Here is an 18,984-nt window from a genome sequence, read left to right as displayed (position 1 = left end):
TGCCCGAAGGATCGCCCGTGCCGTGCGTTCGCGCGGCACGGGCGTTTTCGTATCTCGCCGTGGTGCTGCGGCGTGCGTGCCCAGGCGCTGCGCCGGGCCGCGGCAAGTCCCCGATCTGTCATGAACGCCCGGCATCATCGCGCCTTCGTCCGCGGGGCGGTGCCGAGGCCCTTGCGCCGTTCGCGTTGGCATCGCCCCGAGCGGTACTACCGAGGCTGAGGAATCCAGATGATGTCGTTCGACCGCCGCGCCCCCGTCTCCGGCCGCGCGCGAAGGGGCCTGGGCGCGATGGTCGCCTGCGCCGGGCTGTTGCTGGCCTCCGCGTGCAGCCAGCTTCCGGTCCAGTCCCAGCAGGCGTCTCCCCGGGCCCGGCACGTGATCGTCATGATCAACGACGGCGCGGGGTGGGGCGCGTGGGATGCCGCCGCGTACTGGCAGTACGGAGGACGCGAGGGCATGCCGTACTTCGACTTCCCGGCGCGCTACGGCATGACCACGTTTCCGCTGCACGTGGGCAAGCAGCCCACCTACGACGCGTCGCCGGCCACCGGCTACGATCCGCACCGGGCCTGGGACGCCACGCCGACCGGCGACCAGGCGCTTCCGTTCGCGGGCTATCGCTACCTGTCGGCGATGCCGACCGACAGCGCCGCCGCCGGCACCGCGCTGTCCTCCGGGGTCAAGACCTACAACAACGCGATCAACTACGACAACCAAGGCCGCCCGCTGCCCTACGCGACGCTGGTGGCCAAGGCCGAGGGCAAGGCGACCGGCGTGGTGACCAGCGTGCCGTTCTCGCACGCCACGCCGGCGGCGTTCGGCGCGCAGAACCGCTCGCGCACCCACTACCACGAGATCGCCCGGCAGATGCTGTCCGGCGGTCACCTCGACCTGATCATGGGCACCGGCGCGCCCGGCTACAACGTCAACGGCACGCCCTGCGAGCGCCTGCGCGGGGACGAATCGCGATCGGGCTGCGACGATGCCGATGAATTCCTCGCCGCCGAGGACTGGCAGCGGCTGCAGGCGGGCCGCTACGTGCCCGAGGGCGGCGAGGCGGCATGGCGGGTGCTGCGCGACAAGGCCGAGTTCGCGGCGCTGGCCGACGGCACGCTGGCGATCGACGGCCCGGTCCTGGGCCTGCCGCGGATCGCCAAGACCCTGCAGCAGGCGCGCCAGGCGGACCTCGTCGGCCGCGACCGCCGCAACCCCTCCGGCGCGGCCTACGTCGAGACCGTGCCGACGCTGCGGACGATGGCGCGCGGCGCGCTGCGCCATCTGGCGGCGCGCTCGGACGACGGTTTCTTCCTGATGATCGAGGGCGGCGCCACCGACTGGGCCGGGCACACCAGCCGCTGCGGTACGCAGTGGCACTACGGGACCTGTACCTCTGAGCCCGAGTACGGCCGGCTGATCGAGGAAACCGTGGATTTCAACGATGCCGTGGCGGCGGTAGTCGAATGGGTCGAGACCCACAGCAGCTGGGACGAGACCCTGCTGATCGTGACCACCGACCACGACAACAGCATGCCGATGGGCCCCGACGCGCAGGCCCGGGCGTTCGAGCCGGTGGACAACCGCGGCCGGGGCCGGATGCCGGGTTTCAGCTTCCGCCCGACCGGAGACCATTCCAACGCGCTGGTGCCGCTGTGGGCCAGGGGCGTGGGCGCGGACCACTTCGCCGCGCGGGTGCGCGGGCGCGACGAAGGCTATGCCCGCCACGTCGGCCTCAACGATGGCCGTTACATCGACAACACCGACGTGGCCGCGGTCGTGCGCGCCGTGCTGCGCGGCGAGCGGCTCGAACGGCCGTAGCCGCCGCTCAGTCCGGCGCGTCGGTGCCCGGCAGGTAGCGGTGCAGGAAGCTGCCGGGCAAGGCGATGCCGTGGGCGAGGTAGGTGTCGAGCCGGCGCCGGTCCGGCTTGCGCAGCTTGACCAGCGCCGGGACCGGGGCGTCGGCCTGCCACAGCAGCAGGCGCGCGCGCAGCCGGTTGCGGTTCCAGCCGCTGGCTTGGTGGTAGAAGAACGGCCCGTACTCGGCCGCGCACAGCGACAGCCGGTAGCCGCCGCGCGTCTGCATCACCACCTGCGCGGCCAGGTGCATGCTGAGGTAGTGGGGGATGTCGATGCCCTGGCGCACGCGCTCGTACAGGCCGGCGGCGGTCAGGTGGCGGATGTAGTCCTCGTTGCTGGCCGCCACCACGCGCTCGGTGAACTCCCGCTGCAGGTCGGCGACGAAGCGGCTGCCGGCCGGCGCGGCCATGAACCAGTTCTCGACCACCGGGTAGCGCGGCCGCGTGGTGTAGCGCTTCAGCCAGTAGCCGACGAACTCGCTGCCGCTGCGCGCCTGCTCGGCCAGCGCCCACGCCGGCGAGCGGGTCAGCAGGCTGCTGGCGTCGAGCCAGATGCCGCCGTAGCGGCGCAGCAGTTCCAGGCGCAGCCAGTCGGCGGTCTTCACCGCGCCCGCGCCGGCCAGCCCGGGCGGGCGCTCGGGCGCCCAGCGCGACAGGCTGCGGTCGTCGAGGATGCGCAGCTCGAAGCCTTCGGCGTGGCGGCGCCAGTTCTCGAAGCAGGCGCGGATCATCGCCGGCGGGCGTTCGCTGTTCCAGTAGGTCCAGAGGATGCGCGGGATGCCGCCCGTGCCCGCGTCCGCCGGCGCGGGCGGTACGGCGTCGGCGGGCGGGATCTCGTGACGCTCGAAGGCCTGCTCCGGCGCGGGCTCGAGCGCGCGCGGGCTGCGGCGGCGCCAGCGCCTGGCCAGGCGGGCGAGCTGGAGTTCGGCGCGCATCCGCGCCGGAAGGGGAGGGGTGTCCTGCATGCGGAGAGGGGGCCTGCTGCGGATGGGGGCGCGCGTGGCGCGCATGATAGGACGCGGCCGATGCGCGGGGCGCGAAGCCGCCGACGCGGCGCCTAGGCGGAATCGACATTCAGCGTGCGCAAGGCGCCTTCCCAGCAAGCGGGGGGCACTCTGTTTTTCCCTTCCCCCGCAAGCGGGGAGCACTTTGTTTTTCCCTTCCCCCGCTTGCGGGGGAAGGTGCCGAAGGCGGATGGGGGGCAGGCCGTGGGCGTGCAAAAGCCGCCCTCATCCGGCGCTGCGCTTGCGGGAGAAGGAACAAGATGGTCCCGCTTGCGGGAGAAGGAACAAGATGGTCCTGCTTGCGGGAAAAGGAACCGCCCGACGCTGCAGGTCGAATGTCGATACACCCTAGCGCCGCGCGGGCGCGATCGGCGCCTCCTGCAGTTCCCGCAGGTCCAGCCGGCGCAGCCGCGGCGCGCGCCAGGCGGTGGCCAGCGCCACCGAGATGGTCACGCAGCCGCCCAGCACCACCGCCGGCACCAGCCCCAGCAGCCGCGCCATCGAGCCGGCGTAGAACGCGCCCAGTTCGTTGGAGGAGCCGACGAACAGCCCGTTGATCGAGGACACCCGCCCGCGCATCTCGTCCGGCGTGGCGAGCTGCAGGATCGTGGAGCGCATCACCACCGATACGCCGTCGCACATGCCCGACAGCAGCAGGAAGCACGCCGACAGCCAGAACAGCTTCGACAGCCCGAAGCCGATGATGCACAGGCCGAAGCCGGCCACCGCCAGCAGCAGGATGCGCCCGGCGTTGCGCTGCACGGGATGCCGCGCCAGCCACACGCCGACCGCCACCGCGCCCAGCGCCGGGGCGCCGCGCAGGATGCCGAGCCCCTCCGGGCCGTAGTGCAGGATGTCGTGGATGAACGCCGGCGCCAGCGAGATCGCGCCGCCGAACAGCACCGCGAACATGTCCAGCGCCAGCGCGCCCAGCAGGATCTGGTGGCCGAACACGAAGCGCGCGCCCTCGGCGATGCTGGCGAAGATCGGCGCGCGGGCGTCCGTCCGCGGCGGTTCCTCCACCCGCATCCAGGCCAGCGCGGCGACCACGCCCAGCGCGCACGCGGCCGCGGCCAGGTAGGCGGCGGGCTTGCCGGCCGCGGCCACCAGCGCGCCGCCCAGGGCCGGGCCCAGCACCAGTGCCGACTGGAACACGATGCTGCCCAGGCTGGCGCCGCGCACGAACTGCTCGCGCGGCAGCACCCGCGCGAACAGCGCGTTGTAGATCGGCCCCAGGAACGCGCGCACCATGCCGGTCAGCACGATCGCGGCGTAGATCGGCCAGACCCCGCCGTCGAACAGGCCGGAGGCGATCGCCGCCAGCAGCAGCGGCGTCAGCGACAGCCCCAGTCCCGCGGCCATGCCGAGCCGGCGCCGCGGCAGGTGATCGACCAGGTAGCCGGCGAACGGCGCGACGCAGAAGTAGGGCAGCACCTCGGCCAACCCGATCAGGCCCAGCATCCACGGGTCGCGGGTCAGTTCGTAGACGTGCCAGCCGACGGTGACCGCGACGATCTGGTAGGACAGGATCGAGCAGATCCGGTAGACCAGCAGCGCGCGGAAGCCCGGGCTGCGCAGCGGCGCGGCGCGGCTGTCGGGGGAGGCGGGGGCGCGCTCGCGGTTCAAGCCAGTGCGCGGCGCGCGGTGTCGCGGATCTCGGCGAGCAGGGCGGCCAGGCCGTTGCTGCGCGTGGGCGAGAGGTGCTTGGACAGGCCGATGGCGGCGATGTAGTCGGGCTCGGTGTCGACGATCTCGCGCGCGCTGCGGCCGGAATAGACGCGCAGCGCGAGGTAGATCAGGCCGGAGACGATGGCCGAATCGCTGGCCGCGGCGAAATCGAGCCGGGAGGCGTCGCCGGAGGCGACGATCCAGACCATCGACTGGCAGCCGTGCAGGCGGTTGGCCTCGGTCCGGGCTTCTTCGGGCAGCGGCGGCAGCTTGCGGCCGAGGTCGATCAGGTACTGGTAGCGTTCCGACCAGTCGCCGAAGAAGGCGAACTCGTCGCGGATCGCGGCCTGCGCCTGCGCGGCGGTGGGTTCGAGGGGGAAGGGGGAATCGGTCACGTCGTCTCTATCATGGGTCGTCGATGCCGCCCGCATCGCGGCGAGCGGCTGCGGCCGCCCGGCGGGGCGGTCGTCGGAAGCGGCGGACGCCGGCAGCGCGTCCGCCATCGAGGCGGCCCTGACGGGCCGGCCGCCAAGGGCGCGCTGCCGGTCGCCTAGGCGCGCTTCCTGGCCCAGCGTACGCCCTGCGGCGTGTCCTCCAGCACGACGCCTTCGGCGGCGAGCCGGTCGCGGATGGCGTCGGCGCGGGCGAAGTCGCGGACGCGCTTGGCTTCGCTGCGCTCGTCCACCAGCGCCTGGATGCGCGCCTCGTCGCCGCCGTCGTCCGCGCCGCCGCGGCCGAACCAGGCCTCGGGGGCCTGCTGCAGCAGCCCCAGCGCGAGGCCGGCGCCGAGCAGCCGGGCCTTGTGCGCGCCGCGCTCCGCGCCCTCGGCCTTGCGCGCCTCGCCGGCGATCCGGGCCAGCTCGGCCAGCGCCTGCGGGGTGTTGAGATCGTCGTCGAGCGCGACCTCGATCGCCTCCGGGATTTCCGGCGCCGCCTCCACGTCGCCGAGGTCGCGCAGGGTGCCGTAGAGGCGGTCCAGGGTCCGCGCCGACTGCTCGATCAGGCCGTCCGACCAGTCCAGCGGCTGCCGGTAGTGCGCCGACAGCAGCGCGTAGCGCAGCGCCTCGGCCGGGTGGCGCTGCAGCAGGTCGTGCACCTTCTCGATGTTGCCCAGCGACTTGGACATCTTCGCGCCGGACAGCGTGAGCATGCCGTTGTGCAGCCAGAAGCGGGCGAAGGTGGCGCCGCCGTGGGCGCATTCGCTCTGCGCGATCTCGTTCTCGTGGTGCGGGAACTGCAGGTCGACGCCGCCGGCGTGGATGTCGATGGTCTCGCCCAGGTGCGCGGCGGCCATCGCCGAGCACTCGATGTGCCAGCCCGGCCGGCCGCGGCCCCAGGGCGAGTCCCAGCCGGGCAGGTCGCCGTCGGAGGGCTTCCACAGCACGAAATCGCCCGGATCGCGCTTGTAGGGCGCCACCTCCACGCGTGCGCCGGCGCGCATCTCGTCGGGGTCGCGGCGCGAGAGCTTGCCGTAGGCGGGGAAGCTCTCGACGCTGAAGAGCACGTGGCCCTCGGCGGCATAGGCGTGGCCGCGTTCCACCAGGCGCTCGATCATCGCCACGATCTGCGGGATGTGGGCGGTGGCTTCCGGCTCGATGTCGGGCGGGGCCACGCCGAGCGCGGCCATGTCCTGGCGATAGGCGGCGGCGAAGCGCTCGGCGATCGCCAAGATCGGCACGCCCTGTTCGCGCGCGGCGGCGTTGATCTTGTCGTCGACGTCGGTGATGTTGCGCGCGTAGCGCAACGCGCCGTGGCGGCGGCGCAGCAGCGCGGCGAGCACGCCGAACACCACCGGGCCGCGGGCGTTGCCGATGTGCACGTAGTTGTAGACCGTGGGCCCGCAGACGTACATCGTCGGGCACGCGGGGTCGCGCGGGGCGAAGGGCTCGACGCGGCGGGTCAGGCTGTTGTAGAGGCGCAGGCTCATCGGCGGGACATGGCGGCGAACCCGGGGATTCTACCGGCCCCGGTCCGGCCACGACAGCGAGGATTCAGGCCGTGCGCGCGCCGAACGCCTACACTCATCCGGCTAACCGCCGAATGGTCCGAGATGCCGTCACCCTGCCGGAAGGCCCCACTGCCGTTCGTCCTGATCGCCGCGCTGGCGGCGGGCGCGACGGCGATCCCGGCCCGGGCGCAGCGCATCCATGCCGACCAGCGCGCCCAGCGCGCGGCGCTGCAGGCCGCGCCGCCGCAGGAGAACGTGCGCATCGAGTACGCCCGCGTGCTTAGCGCCGAGCCGGTCTACCAGGTGCTGCGCGCCACCAGCATGGTCGAGCGCTGCGACGCCGCCAGCCCGGTGACCGGCCAGCCGCAGGAAGGGCGCCGCGGCCTGTCGCGCGTGGTCGGGGCGGTGCGCGAGGCGCTCGCCTCGGGCGAGCAGGCGGAGGAGGCGCCCCCGGCGGCCGCGGGCGAGTGCCGGATGGTGCCGGTGGAGCGCGAGTTCCGGCGCCCGATCGGCTACGAGGTCGACTACGTGCACAAGGGCGTCAAGTACCGTTCGCGGCTGCCCTACGACCCGGGCAACCGGGTGCGCGTGCGGGTCTCGGTGACCCCGGTGGTGAGTACCAGCGGCGAGTGAGCCGGCCCGTCCCGGGGCTTGCGGCGCGCCCCGCGCCGTGCGAGGATTCCGCGCCCATGAACGCGACCCGCGCCGACGCCGACATCCTCACCTCCGCCCGCATGGCGTCCGGGATGACCTCGCGCGCGCGCCGACCGGACCCCCGCATCCTCGCTGGGTAGCCGGAACTCGTCGCATTCCAGAGTTTCAGACGAAGAACCCAGCCGCCGCGCTGGGTTCTTTCGTTTCTGCGTCACGTCCACCCGCTATACGCCATGCACCGTCCCGCACCCGCCCGTGCGGCCAGGCCCGACCCACACGCAGGACCCACGATGCCGATCACCCACTTCCTCAACACCCAGGACTGGAGCCGCGCCGGGCTCGACGCGCTGCTGGCCGAGGCCGCGCGCTACAAGCGCGAGAAGCTCGGCGATGCGCTCAAGGGCCGCTCGATCGCGCTGGTGTTCTTCAACCCGTCCATGCGCACCCGCACCAGCTTCGAGCTGGGCGCGTTCCAGCTCGGCGGCCACGCCATCGTGCTGCAGCCGGGCAAGGACGCGTGGCCGATCGAATTCGACCTGGGCACGGCGATGGACGGCGACACCGAGGAGCACATCGCCGAGGTCGCGCGGGTGCTGGGCCGCTACGTCGACCTGATCGGCGTGCGCGCGTTCCCGAAGTTCGTGGACTGGCAGTACGACCGCCAGGACATCGTGCTGAAGTCGTTCGCGAAGTATTCGCCGGTGCCGGTGATCAACATGGAGACCATCACCCATCCCTGCCAGGAGCTGGCGCACGCGCTGGCCCTGCAGGAGCGCTTCGGCACCACCGACCTGCGCGGCAAGAAGTACGTGCTGACCTGGACCTACCACCCCAGGCCGCTCAATACGGCGGTGGCCAATTCCGCGCTGACCATCGCCACCCGGCTGGGCATGGACGTGACCCTGCTGTGCCCCACGCCCGACTACATCCTCGACGAGCGCTACATGGGCTGGGCCGAGCAGAACGTGGCCGAAAGCGGCGGCTCGCTGACGGTCAGCCACGACATCGAAAGCGCCTACGCCGGCGCCGACGTGGTCTACGCCAAGAGCTGGGGCGCGCTGCCGTACTTCGGCGACTGGGCGCCCGAAAAGCCCATCCGCGACCAGTACAAGCACTTCATCGTCGACGAGGCCAAGATGGCGCTGACCCGCAACGGCGTCTTCTCGCACTGCCTGCCGCTGCGGCGCAACGTCAAGGCGACCGACGCGGTGATGGACTCCCCCAACTGCATCGCCATCGACGAGGCCGAGAACCGGCTGCACGTGCAGAAGGCGGTGATGGCGGCGCTGATCGGAGCCCAGGGCCCAGGGGCCAGGGGCCAGGGCTGACGCCGAGCACTCGTCCGCCACCCACACTCTTTCTTTTTCCGTCAGGAGTCTCCACGTGTCGACGTCATCATCCCCCGCCCCCCGGCCTCTGGCCTCTGGCCCCTCCAAGGACATCGTCCTCGCCTTCTCCGGCGGCCTCGACACCAGCTTCTGCGTGCCCTACCTGCAGGAGCGCGGCTGGACGGTGCACACGGTGTTCGCCGACACCGGCGGCGTGGATGCCGACGAGCGCGCCTTCATCGAGAAGCGCGCCGAGGAGCTGGGCGTGGCCAGCCACGTCACCGTCGATGGCGGACCGGCGATCTGGGAGAGCTTCGTCAAGCCGTTCGTGTGGGCGGGCGAAGGCTACCAGGGCCAGTACCCGCTGCTGGTCTCCGACCGCTACCTGATCGTCGATGCCGCGATCGCGCGCGCCGCGGAGCTGGGCACCCGCGCCATCGCCCACGGCTGCACCGGCATGGGCAACGACCAGGTGCGCTTCGACCTGGCGATCAAGGCGCAGGGCGACTACCAGATCGTCGCCCCGATCCGCGAGATCCAGAAGGAGCACACCCAGACCCGCGCCTACGAGCAGAAGTACCTGGAGGAGCGCGGCTTCGGCGTGCGCGCCAAGCAGAAGGCGTACACCATCAACGAGAACCTGCTGGGCGTGACCATGTCCGGCGGCGAGATCGACCGCTGGGAGGCGCCGGGCGACGGCGCCCGCGGCTGGTGCGCGCCGCGCAGCGCGTGGCCGTCGGAGCCGCTGACGGTCAAGCTGAAGTTCGTCGGCGGCGAGGCGGTGGAGCTCGACGGCAAGCCGCTGCCGGGCGCGCAGATCCTGGCCCGGCTCAACACCCTGTTCGCGCCCTACGGCGTCGGCCGCGGCCTGTACACCGGCGACACCGTCATCGGCCTCAAGGGCCGCATCGTCTACGAAGCCCCGGGCCTGGTCTCGCTGCTTGCCGCGCACCGCGCGCTGGAGGAGGCGGTGCTGACCAAGCAGCAGAACCGCTTCAAGCCGGAGGTCGCGCGCAAGTGGGTGGAGCTGGTGTACGAGGGCTTCTTCCACGATCCGCTGAAGACCGACCTGGAGGCGTTCCTGGCCTCGTCGCAGGCCAAGGTGACCGGCGAGGTGACGCTGGAGACCCGCGGCGGCCGCGTCGATGCCGTCGCGGTGTCCTCGCCGCACCTGCTGGAATCCGGCAACGCCACCTACGCCCAGTCCGCCGACTGGGGCGTCGAGGAGGCCGAGGGGTTCATCAAGCTGTTCGGCATGAGCTCCACGCTGTATGCGCAGGTGAACGGCGGGGCCAGGGGCCAGGGGTCGGAGGCCAGGGGCCAGGGAGACGCTGATGTCTGACCTGGCTCCTGCTTTCCCCCTGACCCCCGGCCCCTGACCTCTGCTCCCCGCATGCTTGACGCCACCCTCCAGCACCTCGAAGCCCTGGTGTCCTTCGACACCCGCAATCCGCCGCGCGCGATCGCGGCCGAGGGCGGGATCTTCGACTACATCCGCGCGCAGCTGCCGGGGTTCGAGGTCGAGGTGACCGACCACGGCGCCGGCGCGGTGAGCCTGTACGCGGTGCGCGGGCGGCCGAAGTACCTGTTCAACGTGCACCTGGACACGGTGCCGGACTCGCCGCACTGGAGCGCGGACCCGCACGTCATGCGGCGGCTGGACGACCGCGTGGTCGGGCTGGGCGTGTGCGACATCAAGGGCGCGGCGGCGGCGCTGATCGCGGCCGCCAACGCCAGCCAGGGCGACGCGGCGTTCCTGTTCTCCTCCGACGAGGAGGCCAACGATCCGCGCTGCATCGCCGCCTTCCTGGCGCGCGGCCTGTCCTTCGAGGCGGTGCTGGTCGCCGAGCCCACGCGCTGCGAGGCGGTGCTGGCCCATCGCGGCATCAGCTCGGTGCTGATGCGCTTCGCCGGCACCGCCGGGCACGCCTCGGGCCGGCAGGACGCATCCGCCAGCGCGCTGCACCAGGCGGTGCGCTGGGGCGCGCGCGCGCTGGACCGCGTCGAGTCGCTGGCGCACGCGCGCTTCGGCGGCCTGACCGGGCTGCGCTTCAACATCGGCCGCATCGAAGGCGGCATCAAGGCCAACATGATCGCGCCGGCGGCCGAACTGCGCTTCGGCTTCCGCCCGCTGCCGTCGATGGATCCGGACGCGCTGCTGGCGGACTTCGCCGGCCTCGCCGAGCCGGCCGCGGCGCAGTTCGAGGAGACCTTCCGCGGGCCGAGCCTGCCGTCCGGCGACGTCGCGCGCGCGGAGGAACGCCGGCTGGCCGCGCGCGACGTCGCCGACGAACTCGGGCTGCCGATCGGCAACGCGGTGGACTTCTGGACCGAGGCCTCGCTGTTCTCGGCCGCGGGCCACACCGCGCTGGTCTACGGCCCGGGCGACATCGCCCAGGCCCACACCGCCGACGAATGGGTGTCGCTGGCGCAACTGCGCACCTATGCCGAGTCGGTCCACAGGATCCTCGGCGGCTAGCGGCCGCCGACGCCATCGCCATCGCTCGACCGCGCGCGCGAGCGCGCTCCCACGGACACACACCGCACCATGCAGACCCACCAACAGACCCGCCAGACCATCGTCCGCCTGCTGTCGTCGATGGCCAGCGCGCGCGAGATCAGCCAGTACCTCAAGCGCTTCTCGCAGCTCGACGCCAAGCGCTTCGCCGTGGTGAAGGTCGGCGGCGCGGTGCTGCGCGACGATCTCGACGCGCTGACCTCGTCGCTGTCGTTCCTGCAGCAGGTCGGGCTGACCCCGATCGTGGTCCACGGCGCCGGCCCGCAGCTCGATGCCGAACTGGCCGCGGCGGGCATCGAGAAGCGCACCGTGGACGGGCTGCGGGTGACCACGCCGGAGGCGCTGGCGATCGTACGTCGCGTGTTCCAGGCCTCCAACCTGGCGCTGGTGGAGGCGCTGCAGCAGGGCGGGGCGCGCGCGACCTCGATCACCGGCGGGGTGTTCGAGGCCGACTACCTGGACGCGGACACCTACGGGCTGGTCGGGCAGGTCCGCGCGGTCAACCTCGCGCCGATCGAGGCCAGCCTGCAGGCGGGCTCGATCCCGGTGATCGCCAGCCTCGGCGAGACCCGGTCCGGGCAGATCCTCAACGTCAACGCCGACGTCTCCGCCAACGAGCTGGTGCGGGTGCTGCAGCCCTACAAGATCATCTTCCTCACCGGCACCGGCGGCCTGCTCGACGCCGATGGCAAGGTGATCGATTCGATCAACCTCTCGACCGAGTACGACCACCTGATGGCGCAGCCCTGGATCAACGGCGGCATGCGGCTGAAGATCCAGCAGATCAAGGAACTGCTCGACGGGCTGCCGCTGACCTCGTCGGTCTCGATCACCCGGCCCGACGACCTGGCCAAGGAGCTGTTCACCCACCGCGGTTCCGGCACCCTGGTGCGCCGCGGCGAGCGCGTGCTGCGCGCGGCCTCGTGGGACGCGCTGGACCTGCCGCGCCTGCGCACGCTGATCGAGTCCAGCTTCGGCCGCGCGCTGGCCCCGGACTACTTCGAGCGCACGCCGCTGCTGCGCGCCTACGTCAGCGAGAACTACCGCGCCGCGGTGCTGCTGACCGATGCCGACGGCCGGGTCTACCTGGACAAGTTCGCGGTGCTCGAGGACGCGCAGGGCGAGGGCCTGGGGCGCGCGGTGTGGCAGGTGATGCGCGAGGAGACCCCGCAGCTGTTCTGGCGCTCGCGCCACGACAACCAGATCAACATCTTCTACTACGCCGAGTCCGACGGCTGCTACAAGCAGGAGCGGTGGAAGGTGTTCTGGTACGGCACCGGCGACTTCGACGAGATCCGCTTCTTCGCCGAGCACTGCGCGCGGCACCGGCCGACGCTGATCGATCCGCCCGCGCAGGAGGCCGCGGCATGAGCGCGCCGGGCGTGCGCACGGTCGGCATCGTCGGCGCGCGCGGCCACACCGGCGCGGAGCTGATCCGGCTGATCGCCGGGCACCCGGCGCTGCGGCTGGCCTTCGTGTCCTCGCGCGAGCTGGACGGCGAGCGCGTGGACGCGCACATCGACGGCTTTGCCGGCGACCTGCGCTACGGCAACTACGGCCCCGAGGCCGCCGCCGCCCAGGGCGCGGACGCGGTGGTGCTGGCGCTGCCCAACGGCAAGGCCGCGCCCTATGTGGCGGCGATCGACCGCGCCGCGCCAGCCACCGTGGTGGTGGACCTGTCGGCCGACTACCGCTTCGACCCGGACTGGTACTACGGCCTGCCCGAGCTGACCCGCGCGCGCTACGCCGGCCAGCGGCGGATCAGCAATCCCGGCTGCTACGCCACCGCGATGCAACTGGCGATCGCGCCGCTGCTGGACGCGCTGGCGGGCCCGGTCCAGGCGTTCGGCGTGTCGGGCTATTCCGGCGCCGGCACCACGCCCTCGCAGCGCAACGACCCCGCGCTGCTGCGCGACAACCTCATGCCCTACGCGCTGGTGGGCCACGTGCACGAGCGCGAGGTGAGCCTGCACCTGGGCGCCCCGGTCGAGTTCATGCCGCACGTGGCGCCGCATTTCCGCGGCATCACCCTGACCGCGAACCTGCACCTGCGCGAGGCCTTCGACGCCGAGGCGATCGCCGGCCGCTACCGCGCGCGCTACGCGGCCGAGCCGCTGGTGGCGGTGACCGACGAGGCGCCCTGGGTGAGCCGGATCGCCGGCCGCCACGGCGCCGAGGTCGGCGGCTTCGCCGTCGCGCCCGACGGCCGCCGCGCGGTGGTGGTGGCCACGCTCGACAACCTGCTCAAGGGCGCGGCCACCCAGGCGATGCAGAATCTCAATACGGCGCTGGGTTTCGACGAGCTGACGGGCATTGCGTGGGAGGACGGGGCATGAGCATGGCGTTGGGACGGGACCCGGGACCCGGGACTCGGGACCCGGGAAGAGCGGGGTGGCGGCCTTTCCGATCGTTCGTCGTTCCACCGGGACCTTGGGGCGTGCGGCGCAAGCTGTCGCGTTTGCTTTTCCGAGTTCCGAGTCCCGAGTCCCGAGTCCCGGCTTCCAAGGCGCTTTCCCCATGACCGCTCTCCTCTGGCAAAAGCCCGGCGTCGCCGTCGACGCGCAGATCCAGGCCTTCCTGGCCGGCGACGACGTGATCCTCGACCGCGAGTTCTTCCTGCACGACATCGCCGCCAGCCGCGCGCATGCGCAGGGCCTCGAGCGCATCGGCATCCTGTCCGCCGCCGAGCTGCAGACGCTGGAGGCCGAGCTCGACGCGCTGGCGGAGGATTTCCGCAACGGCGCCTTCGTGCTCGACGCGCGCTACGAGGACGGCCACTCGGCGATCGAGGCGCGGCTGGTCGAGCGCCTGGGCGATGCCGGCAAGAAGATCCACACCGGCCGCAGCCGCAACGACCAGGTGCTGGTCGCGACCCGGCTGTGGCTGAAGGAGAAGCTGGCCCGGCTGGCGGCGCTGTCGCGCGAATGCGCCGGCCTGGCGCTCGAGCGCGCCGCCGCCGAGCGCGAGCTGCCGCTGCCCGGCTACACCCACCTGCAGCGCGCGGTGGTGTCCTCGGCCGGCATGTGGTGGGCCGGCTGGGCCGAGGCCTTCATCGACGACGCGCGCCGCGCGCTGGACACCCTGGCGCTGATCGACGCCAACCCGCTCGGCTCCGCCGCCGGCTACGGGGTCAACCTGCCGCTGGACCGCGCGCACACCACCCAGGCGCTCGGTTTCGCGCGGCTGCAGGTGGGGCCGGTCTACGCCCAGCTCTCGCGCGGCAAGTTCGAACTGGCCGCGCTGGAGGCGCTGGGCTCGGCCACCCTCGACCTGCGCCGGCTGGCCTGGGACCTGTCGCTGTTCACCAGCGCCGAGTACGGCTTCGTCGCGCTGCCGGCGCAGTACACCACCGGCAGCTCCATCATGCCCAACAAGCGCAACCCGGACGTGGTGGAGCTGATGCGCGCCACCCACGCCAGCGTGGCCGCCGCGCGCACCGAGATCGAGCAGCTGCTGTCGCTGCCCTCGGGCTACCACCGCGACCTGCAGGCCAGCAAGGGCGCGATCGTCCACGGCTTCGGCCGCGGCCTGGCCGCGCTGGAACTGCTGCCGGCGCTGCTGGGCAACCTGGAATGGCGCCCGGAGCGCATGCGCGCGGCGGTCGATGCCGGCATGTACGCCACCGACGTGGCGGTGGAGCAGGCCGCCGCCGGGGTACCGTTCCGCGACGCCTACCGTGCCGCCGCCGAATCGGTGGACCGCGCCGGCGACGGCCGTACCCCGGAGGGCAGCCTGCGCGCGCGGGTCTCGCCCGGCGCCGCCGCCGACCTGCGGCTGGACCTGCTGCAGGCGCGGCTGGCCGCGCTGTAGGCTGGAACGGCGACCGACCGCTGCGCGACGCGCGTCCGAACGAGATGACCGAAGCCCCGCACCACGCGTTCTCCGAGCAGCAGCTGCCGCCCTGGCGGCGCGCGGTGCTGAAGGTCGGCAGCAGCCTGCTGGCCGCCGACGGCGGCGGGCTCTCGCCGCGGCACGCGCAGCACCTGGCGCGCTTCGTGTCGGCCGCGATCGCCGGCGGCCGCGAGCTGGTGCTGGTGTCCTCGGGCGCGGTGGCCGCCGGGCGCGCCATCGTGCACCGCGATGCCGCGGCCGGTGCGCCGATTTCCGAGCGCCAGGCGCTGGCCGCGCTCGGGCAGGCGCAGCTGATGGGCTTCTGGCAGTCCTTCTTCGAGCGCCCGGTGGCGCAGGTGCTGCTGACCCACGACGACCTGCGCAACCGCCGCCGCTACCTCAACGCCAAGGCCACCCTCGGCGCGCTGCTGCGCCAGCGCGCGCTGCCGATCGTCAACGAGAACGACACCGTCTCCGTCGACGAGCTGAAGCTCGGCGACAACGACACCCTGGCCGCGATCGTCGCCGCGCTGGTGGACGCCGAGGTGCTGTTCATCGCCACCGACATCGACGGCCTGTACGACGCCGACCCGCGCACCCGCCGCGATGCGCGCCCGGTGGAGGTGGTCTCGCGGCTGGGCGCGGACATGCTCTCGATGGCCGGCGGCGCCGGCAGCGCGGTCGGCACCGGCGGCATGGTCACCAAGCTGGAGGCCGCGCAGCGCGCCGCCGCCGCGGGCATCGCCACCGTGCTGTTCAACGGCACCCGCGAGGACGTGATCGAGGGCCTCGCCCGCGACCGCCTGCGCGGCACCCGCGTGCACGCCGCGCGCAGCCGCGTCGCCGCGCGCAAGCACTGGCTGGGCAACGCCCCGGCCGAGCGCGGCGGCATCCTGATCGACGACGGCGCCGCCGATGCGCTGGTCGAGAAGGGCGCCTCGCTGCTGCCCGGCGGCATCCTCGCCGTGCGCGGCGATTTCCGCCGCGGCGACATGGTCGAGGTGCTGCGCCGCGACGGCGACCGCGAAGCGCGCGTGGCCCGCGGCGTGGTCCAGTACTCCGCCGACGACATGCGCCGCATCCTGCGCCGCCACTCGCGCGAGATCGACGCCATCCTCGGCTACAACTACGGCGAGAACGTCATCCACCGCGACGACATGGCGCTGATCTAGGCGGAATCGACGTTTTTTTCCTTCTCCCGCAAGCGGGAGAAGGGAAAACAGGATGATCCCGCTTGCGGGAGGAAAACAGCCCGGCCCGAGACGCGGTCGGCTCCGCCGCTCCGCGCGCGGGCGCTCAGCCGGCGTCGCAGACCTGCTCGGCCACGGCTTCCATGGTGCTGCCTTCGCGGATGGGGTCCGACGGCGGCGCCAGGTAGCGCTGCCGCGACACCGTGCGGCCGCGTTCGTCGTGGTAGCTCGATTCCAGCACCGCCGCGGTCCCGGCCGTGCAGTCGATCGCGCTCAGCATCACCGCCTGGTGCGCGGTGCGGCCGAGGATCCGCCGGCCGCCCGGGCCGAACAGGTAGCGCACGCGGACCTGCACCCGCTCGCCCACGGCGGTGATGGCATGGCGGTCGATCTCGACCACGGTGTCCTCCGGCGTGCTGGTGACGTAAAGCCAGCGGCCGTCCTGGGCGCCGGCGCTGCCGCACGGCCAGGCCGGCAGCAAGGCCAGGGCGAGGAGGAGCGGGCGGTACGGTCGCGGCATCGGCGGATCCTGCGGTGGATCGCGCCAATCTAGCCGATCGCCGCGCGGCCGGTCGCGCGGCGGGCATGCACGCGGGCTAGCGGCGACCGCCGCGCGCGGCCGGCTTCGGCGCGGCGGCGGCGTCCGTCTTCGCCGCGGCATCGGCGTCGGGGTCGATGCGGGTCAGCGAGCGGGTCACGCCCAGCACCTCGATGCGGCCGCCGGCCTTGCGGAACGCGGCCAGGTCGGCCTCGATGCGGGCGCGGGTGACGGTCGCCCCGCGGTCGTTGGCCTTGCGGCCACCGAACAGGTGGCTGGCGCTGGCGGGGGCGGGGCTGGGTTTGCCGGTACGCGACATGGGGAGTTCTCCGTTCACTCTGGGGGTGTGGAAAAGCCGCGCGCGGCCTGTGCCGAATACTCGGCGCGAGACGCGCGGCAATGGGGGCCGGCCATGGCGAAGCGCCGGCAGACGCCCGGGCGGGTGTCATAGATCGAGCAGCACATGCGCGCGCCGTCGATGGCCACGCACCAGCCCTGTTCGTCGCGCGCCATCACCCGCAGGCCGCCCTGGCGCGCGGTGAAGCGTTCGGGAATGCGGTCCTCGGGCTGCAGGACGACCGTGAGGCGGCAGCACACCGCATCGCAGGCGGAGCAGTGGGGGGCGGCGCTCATGCCGCGCCGCCGTTGCGGCGCGAACGCGACCGCCCGCCGTCCCGGCCGGACCGGGAACGGGCTTGGCGATGGGCGGGAGCGGGCATGGCGCTTCCTTGAGGCGTCGCCCCGGACGGCGGGCGATGACGCGTGGGTGGAAGCGAAGCGGGCGACGGTCAGGTCGCGCGTGACGCGCGGATCGAGCGGGACTCGAGTCGCCATGCTAGCACGCGCGCCGTCCGGGCGCGCCGCCGCCGGGGTCACGCACCGTTGATCGCACCGCGCCTAGCCTCGGCCCATCGTCCCCGGAGCGCCACGCGATGAGCACGCTTTCCTCCGTCACCGGCGAAACGTCCGACAGCAAGGTGGCCGCGGTGTTCGACAGCGAAGCGGCCGCGCGCGCGGCCGCCGCCGAGATCCGCTCCGCGCTGGGGTTGCAGGATTCGCAGGTGCAGGTGGTCACGCCCCACGACCGCTATCCGGGCCGCAAGCTGGAGCCCGAGGGGCGGGGCATCTTCCGTACGATCCTGATCGCCCACTACAAGCTCGGCATCGTCGGGCTGATCGTGGGCGCGCTGGTCTTCGCCGCGCTGTGGGCGATGGGCATCGAGGCGGTGGCGAATTCGCCGTGGCTCGCCGGCGGCCTGATCGTCGGCTACGGCGGCGTGTTCGGGCTGATGGCCGGCGGCCTGGTCTCGCTGCGCCCGGATCACGATCCCTACCTGCTGAAGGTCCGCGGCGCGCTCAAGGCGGGCCGGTCGGCGGTGGTGGTGCACGCCTTCAGCACCGAGGAGCGCGATCGCGCCCGGGAGGCGCTGGCCGCGCGCGGCGGCGAGACCATCGCCACGCTCTGAAGGGGCGGGTGCCCGTGTCGATCCTGCCGCGATCGGCGGTTTCGGCCCACAATGGGCGCCGCCCACGCCGGAGTGCCGACACGACATGAAGACGCCCGCCGGCTTGCAGCCGCTGATCGACGACGGCCTGATCGACGCCGTCGTGAGGCCGCTCAAGAGCGGCAAGGAGGCCTCGGTGTACGTGGTGCGCGCCGGCGCCGAGGTGCGCTGCGCCAAGGTCTACAAGGACATGGCCCAGCGCAGCTTCCAGGCGCGCGCGCAGTACCAGGAAGGGCGCCGCGTGCGCGGCAGCCGCCAGCAGCGCGCGATCGGCAAGGCCAGCCGCTTCGGCCGCCGGGAACAGGAAGCGGCGTGGAAGCACGCCGAGGCCGATGCGCTCTACCGGCTGGCGGACGCCGGCGTGCGCGTGCCGCGCCCGTACGGTTTCTTCCACGGCGTGCTGCTGATGGAACTGGTGGTCGACGAGGACGGCCGCAGCGCGCCGCGCCTGGCCGAGGCCACGCTCGACGCGGAGCGCGCGCGGGCCTTCCACCGGGCGCTGGTGGCCGACGTCGCGCGCATGCTCTGCCTGGGCCTGGTCCACGGCGATTTGTCCGAATACAACGTCCTGGTGGCGCCGGACAGCCCGGTGATCATCGACTTCCCGCAGGTGGTGAGCGCGGCCGGCAACAACGCCGCGCGCGCCATGCTGCTGCGCGACGTGCACAACATCCGCGACACCCTGGCCCGCTTCGCACCGGAGCTGGCCGCCACCCATCACGGCGAGGAGATGTGGGCGCTGTTCGAGCGCGGCGAATTGCGGCCCGACAGCGTGCTGAGCGGGCGCTTCGCCTTCGACACCCGCCGCGCCGACACCCGCGCGGTGCTGCGCTCGATCGAGGACGCCCGGCAGGAGGCGATCATCCGCCAGCAGGGGCGCGAGGAAGCCGAAGGGCGGGATTGAGCGCGGGCCGCGCGGGCCCCGTCCGCGCGAGCGCCTACAATCG

Annotated in this window: 18 protein-coding genes; 11 read left to right on the top strand and 7 right to left on the bottom strand. The window is 72.8% G+C overall.

Annotation, left to right across the window (positions count from 1 at the left end):
- Positions 1-228 precede the first annotated feature (228 nt).
- On the top strand, positions 229-1,815 hold the full coding sequence (locus Z164_RS0110445; protein WP_024890642.1) for an alkaline phosphatase: 1,587 nt from the start codon (positions 229-231) through the stop codon (positions 1,813-1,815).
- A 7-nt stretch (positions 1,816-1,822) separates the two neighbouring features.
- Here the strand turns inward: Z164_RS0110445 and Z164_RS0110440 are convergent, their stop codons facing one another.
- The 4 genes from Z164_RS0110440 to cysS form a co-directional block, all read right to left on the bottom strand.
- Positions 1,823-2,788: a glycosyltransferase family 32 protein gene (locus Z164_RS0110440; RefSeq protein ID WP_024890641.1), complete on the bottom strand. Its 966-nt coding sequence runs from the start codon at positions 2,786-2,788 to the stop codon at positions 1,823-1,825.
- A gap of 417 nt (positions 2,789-3,205) precedes the next feature.
- On the bottom strand, positions 3,206-4,483 hold the full coding sequence (locus tag Z164_RS0110435; RefSeq protein WP_024890640.1) for an MFS transporter: 1,278 nt from the start codon (positions 4,481-4,483) through the stop codon (positions 3,206-3,208).
- Entirely contained in the window at positions 4,480-4,920 is a 441-nt protein-coding gene (locus Z164_RS0110430) for a SufE family protein (RefSeq protein ID WP_024890639.1), read from the bottom strand. Before Z164_RS0110430 ends, Z164_RS0110435 begins: the two co-directional genes overlap by 4 nt.
- Positions 4,921-5,075: 155 nt before the next feature.
- Entirely contained in the window at positions 5,076-6,452 is a 1,377-nt protein-coding gene (gene cysS, locus Z164_RS0110425) for a cysteine--tRNA ligase (RefSeq protein WP_024890638.1), read from the bottom strand.
- Positions 6,453-6,575: 123 nt separating this feature from the next.
- Between cysS and Z164_RS0110420 the strand changes: the two genes are divergently transcribed.
- The 8 genes from Z164_RS0110420 to proB all read left to right on the top strand — a co-directional run bounded on the left by Z164_RS0110420 (position 6,576) and on the right by proB (position 15,976).
- Positions 6,576-7,106 carry a hypothetical protein gene (locus tag Z164_RS0110420; protein ID WP_024890637.1) on the top strand — a complete coding sequence of 177 codons (531 nt, stop codon included), beginning with the start codon at positions 6,576-6,578 and terminating at the stop codon, positions 7,104-7,106.
- A 311-nt stretch (positions 7,107-7,417) separates the two neighbouring features.
- A complete protein-coding gene (locus tag Z164_RS0110410) occupies positions 7,418-8,455 on the top strand; it encodes an N-acetylornithine carbamoyltransferase (protein WP_024890636.1) in 1,038 nt (345 codons plus the stop codon).
- Positions 8,456-8,510: 55 nt separating this feature from the next.
- Positions 8,511-9,797 (top strand): argininosuccinate synthase, encoded by a 1,287-nt coding sequence (locus tag Z164_RS0110405; protein ID WP_024890635.1) that lies wholly within the window; start codon positions 8,511-8,513, stop codon positions 9,795-9,797.
- A 51-nt stretch (positions 9,798-9,848) separates the two neighbouring features.
- Positions 9,849-10,934 carry an acetylornithine deacetylase gene (locus Z164_RS0110400; protein ID WP_024890634.1) on the top strand — a complete coding sequence of 362 codons (1,086 nt, stop codon included), beginning with the start codon at positions 9,849-9,851 and terminating at the stop codon, positions 10,932-10,934.
- A 69-nt stretch (positions 10,935-11,003) separates the two neighbouring features.
- Entirely contained in the window at positions 11,004-12,344 is a 1,341-nt protein-coding gene (locus tag Z164_RS0110395; RefSeq protein ID WP_024890633.1) for an acetylglutamate kinase, read from the top strand.
- Positions 12,341-13,309, top strand: a complete 969-nt coding sequence (argC, locus tag Z164_RS0110390; protein ID WP_024890632.1) for an N-acetyl-gamma-glutamyl-phosphate reductase — start codon at positions 12,341-12,343, stop codon at positions 13,307-13,309. The genes Z164_RS0110395 and argC overlap by 4 nt, the downstream gene beginning before the upstream one ends.
- 181 nt (positions 13,310-13,490) lie before the next feature.
- Positions 13,491-14,783 carry an argininosuccinate lyase gene (gene argH / locus Z164_RS0110385; protein WP_024890631.1) on the top strand — a complete coding sequence of 431 codons (1,293 nt, stop codon included), beginning with the start codon at positions 13,491-13,493 and terminating at the stop codon, positions 14,781-14,783.
- 44 nt (positions 14,784-14,827) lie between these two features.
- On the top strand, positions 14,828-15,976 hold the full coding sequence (proB, locus tag Z164_RS0110380) for a glutamate 5-kinase (RefSeq protein ID WP_024890630.1): 1,149 nt from the start codon (positions 14,828-14,830) through the stop codon (positions 15,974-15,976).
- A 124-nt stretch (positions 15,977-16,100) separates the two neighbouring features.
- Here the strand turns inward: proB and Z164_RS0110375 are convergent, their stop codons facing one another.
- From Z164_RS0110375 to Z164_RS0110365, 3 genes are all read right to left on the bottom strand, one after another.
- Positions 16,101-16,514: a surface-adhesin E family protein gene (locus Z164_RS0110375; RefSeq protein ID WP_024890629.1), complete on the bottom strand. Its 414-nt coding sequence runs from the start codon at positions 16,512-16,514 to the stop codon at positions 16,101-16,103.
- Positions 16,515-16,590: 76 nt separating this feature from the next.
- Entirely contained in the window at positions 16,591-16,851 is a 261-nt protein-coding gene (locus tag Z164_RS20360; protein ID WP_024890628.1) for a hypothetical protein, read from the bottom strand.
- A 14-nt stretch (positions 16,852-16,865) separates the two neighbouring features.
- Positions 16,866-17,165 (bottom strand): YkgJ family cysteine cluster protein, encoded by a 300-nt coding sequence (locus Z164_RS0110365; protein WP_024890627.1) that lies wholly within the window; start codon positions 17,163-17,165, stop codon positions 16,866-16,868.
- Positions 17,166-17,464: 299 nt separating this feature from the next.
- Between Z164_RS0110365 and Z164_RS0110360 the strand changes: the two genes are divergently transcribed.
- Together Z164_RS0110360 and Z164_RS0110355 are read left to right on the top strand one after the other, a co-directional pair.
- A complete protein-coding gene (locus Z164_RS0110360) occupies positions 17,465-17,998 on the top strand; it encodes a hypothetical protein (protein WP_024890626.1) in 534 nt (177 codons plus the stop codon).
- A gap of 85 nt (positions 17,999-18,083) precedes the next feature.
- Positions 18,084-18,941: a PA4780 family RIO1-like protein kinase gene (locus tag Z164_RS0110355; protein ID WP_024890625.1), complete on the top strand. Its 858-nt coding sequence runs from the start codon at positions 18,084-18,086 to the stop codon at positions 18,939-18,941.
- Positions 18,942-18,984: the final 43 nt, after the last annotated feature.

The sequence above is a fragment of the Luteimonas huabeiensis HB2 genome (genome assembly GCF_000559025.1).
Lineage (GTDB): Bacteria > Pseudomonadota > Gammaproteobacteria > Xanthomonadales > Xanthomonadaceae > Luteimonas > Luteimonas huabeiensis.
Note: the sequence above shows the minus strand (reverse complement) of the source record. Positions and strands in the feature narration are given on the sequence as shown.

What these genes read in the sequence shown, in the direction of transcription:
- Z164_RS0110445 (WP_024890642.1), top strand. Translation starts at nt 229, where the DNA reads ATGATGTCGTTCGACCGCCGCGCCCCCGTCTCCGGCCGCGCGCGAAGG.
- Z164_RS0110440 (WP_024890641.1), bottom strand. Translation starts at nt 2,788, where the DNA reads ATGCGCGCCGAACTCCAGCTCGCCCGCCTGGCCAGGCGCTGGCGCCGC.
- cysS (WP_024890638.1), bottom strand. Translation starts at nt 6,452, where the DNA reads ATGAGCCTGCGCCTCTACAACAGCCTGACCCGCCGCGTCGAGCCCTTC.
- Z164_RS0110420 (WP_024890637.1), top strand. Translation starts at nt 6,576, where the DNA reads ATGCCGTCACCCTGCCGGAAGGCCCCACTGCCGTTCGTCCTGATCGCC.
- Z164_RS0110410 (WP_024890636.1), top strand. Translation starts at nt 7,418, where the DNA reads ATGCCGATCACCCACTTCCTCAACACCCAGGACTGGAGCCGCGCCGGG.
- Z164_RS0110400 (WP_024890634.1), top strand. Translation starts at nt 9,849, where the DNA reads ATGCTTGACGCCACCCTCCAGCACCTCGAAGCCCTGGTGTCCTTCGAC.
- Z164_RS0110395 (WP_024890633.1), top strand. Translation starts at nt 11,004, where the DNA reads ATGCAGACCCACCAACAGACCCGCCAGACCATCGTCCGCCTGCTGTCG.
- argC (WP_024890632.1), top strand. Translation starts at nt 12,341, where the DNA reads ATGAGCGCGCCGGGCGTGCGCACGGTCGGCATCGTCGGCGCGCGCGGC.
- argH (WP_024890631.1), top strand. Translation starts at nt 13,491, where the DNA reads ATGACCGCTCTCCTCTGGCAAAAGCCCGGCGTCGCCGTCGACGCGCAG.
- proB (WP_024890630.1), top strand. Translation starts at nt 14,828, where the DNA reads ATGACCGAAGCCCCGCACCACGCGTTCTCCGAGCAGCAGCTGCCGCCC.
- Z164_RS0110375 (WP_024890629.1), bottom strand. Translation starts at nt 16,514, where the DNA reads ATGCCGCGACCGTACCGCCCGCTCCTCCTCGCCCTGGCCTTGCTGCCG.
- Z164_RS20360 (WP_024890628.1), bottom strand. Translation starts at nt 16,851, where the DNA reads ATGTCGCGTACCGGCAAACCCAGCCCCGCCCCCGCCAGCGCCAGCCAC.
- Z164_RS0110365 (WP_024890627.1), bottom strand. Translation starts at nt 17,165, where the DNA reads ATGAGCGCCGCCCCCCACTGCTCCGCCTGCGATGCGGTGTGCTGCCGC.
- Z164_RS0110360 (WP_024890626.1), top strand. Translation starts at nt 17,465, where the DNA reads ATGAGCACGCTTTCCTCCGTCACCGGCGAAACGTCCGACAGCAAGGTG.
- Z164_RS0110355 (WP_024890625.1), top strand. Translation starts at nt 18,084, where the DNA reads ATGAAGACGCCCGCCGGCTTGCAGCCGCTGATCGACGACGGCCTGATC.